Genomic DNA, 5936 nt, shown 5'->3' on the forward strand with positions numbered 1-5936 from the left:
CGCCGAGCCAGCCGGCTGTGCGCGCACGGGCGATGGCAGCTTCGAGCGTCGCGATCGAGTGCGGGTATTCGCTGCGCACATAGATGTAGCCGACGGTCGCGCCGGTCACGACGCCGGCGATGATCATGCCTTCGATGAGCACGTACGGATCGCTTTCCATCACGAGACGATCGGAGAAGGTGCCGGAATCGCCTTCGTCGGCATTGCAGACGACGTACTTCTGCGCGGCTATCGCGCCGCGCACCGTGCGCCACTTGATGCCGGCCGGGAAGGCCGCGCCGCCGCGGCCGCGCAGACCGGATTCGATCAGCGCTTCGCAGGCGGCATCGCCGTCGGTTTGCAGGGCGTTGCGTAGGCCTTCGAGGCCGCCGTGCGCGACGTAATCGTCGATGGACAGCGGGTCGGTGATGCCGATCCGCGCGAAGGTCAGGCGCTGCTGCTTCTTCAGATACGGAATCTCGTCGACCACGCCGACGCGCCGCGCATGCTCGCCACCGTCGACGAAGCTCGCGTCGAACAACGCGGCGACGTCTTCCACGTCGACATTCGCATAGCCGATGCGGCCTTCGGGCGTCGCAACTTCGACGAGCGGTTCGAGCCACAGCAACCCGCGCGAACCGTTGCGGATCAGTTCGATCGCAATGCCGCGGCGCGCGGCTTCGCTGGCGATGGCTTCGGCCAGCGCATCGGCGCCGAGCGCGAGCGCCGAGGAATCTCGCGGAACATAGATGCGCGTCATGCCGGCACCTCCACGCATTTGCGGGCAGCGGCGAGCAGCGCGTCGAATTTTTGCGGCGACACGCGCGCGTGCAGCGTGCCGTTGAGCATCATCGCCGGCGACAGCGCGCATTGGCCGAGGCAGTACACCGATTCGAGTTCCACCGTTGCGCCGTCATGGTGACCGGCATCGAAGCGGCAACCGGTGTGCGCCTCGATGTGCCGGGCAAGCGCCTCGGTGCCCATGCTGCGGCACGCTTCGGCGCGGCAAAGCTGCACCGTGACGGGTGCGGCCGGCGTGGTGCGAAAGTGATGGTAGTAAGTGATGACGCCGTGCACTTCCGCTCGCGACAGGTTCAGCGCACGTGCGAGCGGTCCGACCGCCGCGGGTGGCACAAAGCCGAGTTCGTCCTGGATCGCGTGCAGGATCGTGATGAGTGTGCGGCCCGGCTGCGCGTGACGTTGCACGAGCTGATCCGGCGCCGTGGCGAGAGAATCGTCCAAAGGGGGCTCCTCCAAAGCGATATATGCACTTGTTATTCATAATACGCGCACGTATGCTTCGCTTATTCGACATGGTATAGCCGAAAGATAGGCGGGCCGACCGGCGCGCGCAATAGGAAACAGTCAAACATATATGGTCAGGATCGAATGTCAGGTCGAGCTGGTGGTGAAGGGCGCGGACGGCCGCGAGGCCAGCCTGTCTGACGTGGTGCCGCTGCTCGCGCTCGTCGATGAATCTGGCAGCATTGCGCAGGCCGCGGCGCTTAAGGGTTTGTCCTATCGGCACGCATGGGGCTTGCTGCGCAGCATCGAGGAGCGGTTTGGTGGTCCTCTGATCGCGAAAGAGCGTGGGCGCGGCTCGGTGTTGTCCGAGCTCGGTCACGCGGTGCTGCGCGGGCAGCGGCTCTGCGGCGAGCGGCTCGACGGCAATTTGCAGGCGCTCGCGAGCGAAGTGGCGAGCGATCTGAACCGCTGGCTTGCGCCCCCCGCCGATGACGTGCGCATCCACGCGTCGCACGGTTACGCGGTGGCCGCGCTTGTTACGGCGCTGGTCGCCAACGATCTGCCGGTCGAGATCAAGTACCGCGACAGCGCCGACGCGGTCAGTGCGCTCGCGCGCGGCGAGTGCGATCTGGCGGGCTTTCATCTGCCGCTCGGCGAGTTCCGCACGGTGTGCGCCGATACCTACCGGCGCTGGCTCGATCCGCAACGCCATGTGCTCGTGCATCTGACCCGACGCAAGCAGGGTCTGTTCATCGGCAAGGGCAATCCGAAGCGGATCGGCGGGCTCGGCGATCTGGCGCGCGACGACATCCGGTTCGTCAACCGCCAGCCGGGCTCGGGTACGCGGATGCTGCTCGATCTCGCGCTGCGACAGGTCGGTGTGGACCCGGACCGCGTCAACGGCTATGCGTCGACCGAGCTGACGCACTCGGCGATCGCGGCGTTCGTCGCGAGCGGCATGGCGGACATAGGCTTCGGCGTCGAACCGGCCGCGCATCATTTCGGGCTCGACTTCATTCCGATCGTCGACGAGGACTATTACTTCGCGTGTGATCGCGCGCACCTCTCTCGCGCGCCGCTCGCGACGGTGATCAACCTGTTGCGCGGCAGCGCGTTTCACCAACGCGTCGAGCAGCTCGCCGGCTACGATCCGTGCGACTGCGGCAGGCTCGTCGATCTGGACGAGGGGCTTGGCGGCGCGCTCGCGTAACGGCGGAGTAAGAGCCTGTAACCAGAAAAGCGGTGGCGCTCGGCGTGCGCGGCTGCGCAGCGCGCCGGTTTCGGCTACTCTCTTGGCTTCGTATCCGCCTTTACCGCGCGCCAAGCTGCGCTGAACCGACATGAAAGCTCTTCTCCATGCATGTGCCGCCGCTGCCGCGGCTGGTGTGCTCTGTGCCACCGTCTCCGTCGCTTACGCGCAAAATTCGCCTGGCGTGCCGGGTGGCATCCTGACCGACGAATTCCGCATTAACGAGCATCCGCAGATGCCATTCGCCGCGTCCGCCCCGTCGAACAAGTATCAGCACGGCCAACGTTCGCAGGCGCGCAAGCGCGGCGATATGGGCGATCCGAATGGCTGCAATCTGCAGTGCCCGAAAGACGAATAAGAATTGGCTCGGGCTTCGCTCGAGCTTCGAGGTTTGACGCAACGCCGGCCCTTGGGTCGGCGTTGTGCTTTGTGGCGGGGGCGATGGCGGCCCAGTTGCCGGCCGCAGTGGCTTCTTATGGCCTGGCGATGTGCCAGATTTCCTTGAAGCCGTCCCCCTTTGCATCGCCCGCCTGCTTGTCGGCCGCGTAGTGATACAGCGGATGGCCCTTGTACGTCCATTGTTGCTTGGCGTCTGCGCTCGGGATCAGCGTCCAGTCGCCCGACGGCTTGTCGGTCGGCGCCGCCGTGGCCGCCGGCCAGTTGCTCATGCAGCCGATGCGGGCCTCGGCGTCTATCCCGACGTCACCATAGCCGATGCGCGCGAGAAGGCGCTCGCCATGCGCCGCCAGATCGACGCAGGCAAAGACCCTATTGACGAACGCGACCGCTACCAGCAAGCCGCCAGCATGGCCGCCACCGCGCTCACGTTCGAAAAGGCGGCGCACAAGGTTCACGAGGAACTGAAACCAGGCTGGCGAAACGAGAAGCACGCAGCTGATTGGATTCGATCAATTGAGGCTTACGTGTTTCCAAAGCTCGGCGCGAAGCCGCTCGATGCAATCACGCCTGCCAATTGTGCCGAAGTGCTACGGCCTATCTGGCTGGAGAAGGCCGAAACCGCCAGCCGGACCCGCCAGCGGATGCACGCCGTCATGCAATGGGCCTGGGCCCACGGTCATATCACGGCGAACCCGGTCTCCGTTGTCGATCACATCTTGCCGAAGCAGAGCGCAAAAAAGGAGCATCAACCGGCGATGCCCTGGCGTCAAATACCCGCATTCGTGAAGGCGCAATTGAGCCATATCGAACGGGGTGACAACAGGCGCGCCGCCTTGCTGTTCCTGATTCTCACGGCGGCGCGTAGCGGTGAAGTGCGCGGCGCGACCTGGGGCGAATTCGACCTCGACGCCGCCGTGTGGACAGTCCCCGGCGAGCGCATGAAAGCGAAAGAGCCGCATCGCGTTCCGCTCTCGGCGGCGGCGCTTGCTGTCGTCAAGACGTTGAAGGAACAGAAGCAGCACGAGACGTTGGTGTTTCCGTCGCCTCGCGGCAAGGTGCTATTCGATATGACCTTGACGGCGCTGCTGCGCCGAGTCAAAGCAAAGAGCGACACGCCGGGACGCGTCGCAACCGCGCACGGCTATAGAAGTTCGTTTAGAGATTGGGCCAGCGAAAACGGCTATGCTCGCGACTTGGCCGAGCGGGCGCTTGCACATACCGTCGCAAACAAGGTTGAAGCCGCCTATCACCGCACCGACCTGATGGAACAGCGCCGCCCGATGATGGAGACGTGGGCGAAACATATCGGCACACTTGCCTGACTGCGGCACAAAGCGCACATTCCAGCGTGAACAAACGTTGGCATTTTGCCGGTTCACAGCGAAAGCCTGGGGTTACCCATTGCACATATTTTTGATGGCGACAGCAAAAAGGGCTACACGGATGTAGCCCTTTCGGTTCCTGCCTCAAGGCAGCGGAATCCTGCTGTCGTCGAGCCGGCGCGGAGAATTGGCTCCCCATCGTGCCTTTATTTGCTCCGGCGTCTCAGGCGGCCATTTCACGTCCATCTTGATGATGCGGTCGCGGATTTCGACCAGTTTGACACCTAATTCAGAGGTGGGGCCCGCATGTTTTATTTGCGATTCCAATTGTCTTGGAAACGAGATTCCATTGATGTTGTACGTGTTGGGGTTGGCTCCGTGATCGAGAAGGTAATTGACTGCCCCGGTGTCATAGCCAGTCAGCGCTTCGTAGAGAGATGTATTGCGCAATGAATCGCGCCGGTTCACATCCGCGCCTCGCTCCACCAGCAGCTTGAGCGAGCCCAATTTACGATCGCTTGTAACAAAGAAAATGATGGGTCTACGGCCCTCGATCATGGTGTTGGGATCAACCCCACCGTCCAGCATCGCGCGCAGGAATTCCGGGTGGGAGCTGTTGAGCATAACCCCGAGCGGATCACCAAAATTCGGCACTTCCTGCAAGGGATCGGCTCCGGCCTTCACCACCTCCGACATAACCGCAAGCCGATGCGGATCGCGCTGCAACGCCTCCTGAAACGCAAAAAACAGCATCGTCATGTTCTTGCGTCCGGGCGTCTTCAGATCCGTCTTCGGTGCCAATCGCCTGACCTGCTCCATGTCGCCTCGCTCGATGGCCTGCGCCAGTTCGAGTTGCGGGCCGCTAAAAAAATCAGTGGCGGGAAATCTTTTCATTGCATGAACCACAGGGGATAGCGCCAGTAACAGCACCGGCACGATAAGGATTCGACTGAGTGCTTTCATCGCTTTCAGTCCCGTTACGACAGTGTTTCAAGTACGGAGACGTCCTCCGCCTTCTGCTGCTCGATGCCGTCTATTGCCTGCCTGATGAAGTGCCGCGACACGGGCGAGCCGCTGCCGGAAAGGGGATAGGGAGTACCGGCTGCACCGGGCAGGGGCGTCCACGTCTGTGCCACGGTCAGAATGTCGCCCTTCACATGGTACGCATTGATGTTCGATGGCGTGACCTGTCCGCCATAGCGCTCGACGGTCTTCGGGTGCAGGCCCGCTGCATTGAAGCTCCAGCAGTCCTTACTGCTGGCGACGGATGCGGCGGAACAGAGGCCACCCCCTAACGAGTGACCTGTTATGTCGATAGGCTCTGTAATCTCACGTAGCTTGGTGCCACTCCTTACTGCTCGTTCGTAGTATTCCGATTCGATATTCACGCTCTGGTTAACATTGTTCGACCAGTCGGCCAGACTTGTCATTTCGGTTCCCTTGAAGGCAAGGGTCGGCTTCATATCGTTGCCGAAGACCGCCGCATCCGGTTCGTATAGCTGCGCCCTGAAGTTCGAGCCCTTGATTGTAAAGTCCATGGCATCAAGCCCATACCGATCCAGAAATTCCGTATCCCCGCTGCGGTTCGCCCACCCTTCGGGCACCGGCCTGGACGGCTCGTAGACATGATCGGAGAGTCTGGCCTTTTCCACCGCGACATTGTTGCGTGCGAGCCGTTCAGCCGCTGCCCGCACGCGCCCTGACATGGCCGCATTGCCCGCCGCAATCAGCGCCTTGCGCGT

The 5936-nt window shown here is 62.6% G+C and carries 5 protein-coding genes and 3 pseudogenes; 3 read left to right on the forward strand and 5 right to left on the reverse strand.

Going from position 1 to position 5936, the window contains the following annotated elements; translation table 11 throughout:
* Both HDG37_RS38375 and HDG37_RS38380 read right to left on the reverse strand, forming a co-directional pair.
* Nucleotides 1-739: pseudogene (locus tag HDG37_RS38375) on the reverse strand (formate dehydrogenase); the annotation flags it as partial.
* Nucleotides 736-1221 (reverse strand): NAD(P)H-dependent oxidoreductase subunit E, encoded by a 486-nt coding sequence (locus HDG37_RS38380; RefSeq protein ID WP_184056741.1) that lies wholly within the window; start codon nt 1219-1221, stop codon nt 736-738. The pseudogene HDG37_RS38375 and the gene HDG37_RS38380, both read right to left, overlap by 4 nt.
* Before the next feature lie 133 nt (nt 1222-1354).
* Between HDG37_RS38380 and HDG37_RS38385 the strand changes: the two genes are divergently transcribed.
* Entirely contained in the window at nt 1355-2434 is a 1080-nt protein-coding gene (locus HDG37_RS38385; RefSeq protein WP_184056744.1) for a substrate-binding domain-containing protein, read from the forward strand.
* 130 nt (nt 2435-2564) lie between these two features.
* Nucleotides 2565-2831, forward strand: coding sequence for a hypothetical protein (locus HDG37_RS38390; protein WP_184056747.1), 267 nt, complete (start codon nt 2565-2567; stop codon nt 2829-2831).
* Between the two features lie 115 nt (nt 2832-2946).
* Here the strand turns inward: HDG37_RS38390 and HDG37_RS38395 are convergent.
* Nucleotides 2947-3147 (reverse strand): annotated as a pseudogene (locus HDG37_RS38395) (hypothetical protein); the annotation flags it as partial.
* A gap of 63 nt (nt 3148-3210) precedes the next feature.
* Here HDG37_RS38395 and HDG37_RS38400 point away from each other — a divergent pair.
* Nucleotides 3211-4194 carry a site-specific integrase gene (locus HDG37_RS38400; RefSeq protein ID WP_184056754.1) on the forward strand — a complete coding sequence of 328 codons (984 nt, stop codon included), beginning with the start codon at nt 3211-3213 and terminating at the stop codon, nt 4192-4194.
* 144 nt (nt 4195-4338) lie between these two features.
* On the opposite strand, the gene HDG37_RS38405 is transcribed toward HDG37_RS38400, so the two are convergent.
* On the reverse strand, nt 4339-5157 hold the full coding sequence (locus HDG37_RS38405) for an ankyrin repeat domain-containing protein (protein WP_184056750.1): 819 nt from the start codon (nt 5155-5157) through the stop codon (nt 4339-4341).
* Nucleotides 5158-5171: 14 nt separating this feature from the next.
* A pseudogene (locus tag HDG37_RS38410) lies at nt 5172-5936 on the reverse strand (DUF2974 domain-containing protein); the annotation flags it as partial.

Source organism: Paraburkholderia sp. MM5384-R2 (genome assembly GCF_014201025.1).
Taxonomy (GTDB): Bacteria; Pseudomonadota; Gammaproteobacteria; order Burkholderiales; family Burkholderiaceae; genus Paraburkholderia; species Paraburkholderia tuberum.

Excerpts from the sequence above, each read along its gene's own strand:
- HDG37_RS38385 (WP_184056744.1), top strand. The coding sequence starts at position 1,355 with ATGGTCAGGATCGAATGTCAGGTCGAGCTGGTGGTGAAGGGCGCGGAC.
- HDG37_RS38390 (WP_184056747.1), top strand. The coding sequence starts at position 2,565 with ATGAAAGCTCTTCTCCATGCATGTGCCGCCGCTGCCGCGGCTGGTGTG.
- HDG37_RS38400 (WP_184056754.1), top strand. The coding sequence starts at position 3,211 with ATGCGCCGCCAGATCGACGCAGGCAAAGACCCTATTGACGAACGCGAC.
- HDG37_RS38405 (WP_184056750.1), bottom strand. The coding sequence starts at position 5,157 with ATGAAAGCACTCAGTCGAATCCTTATCGTGCCGGTGCTGTTACTGGCG.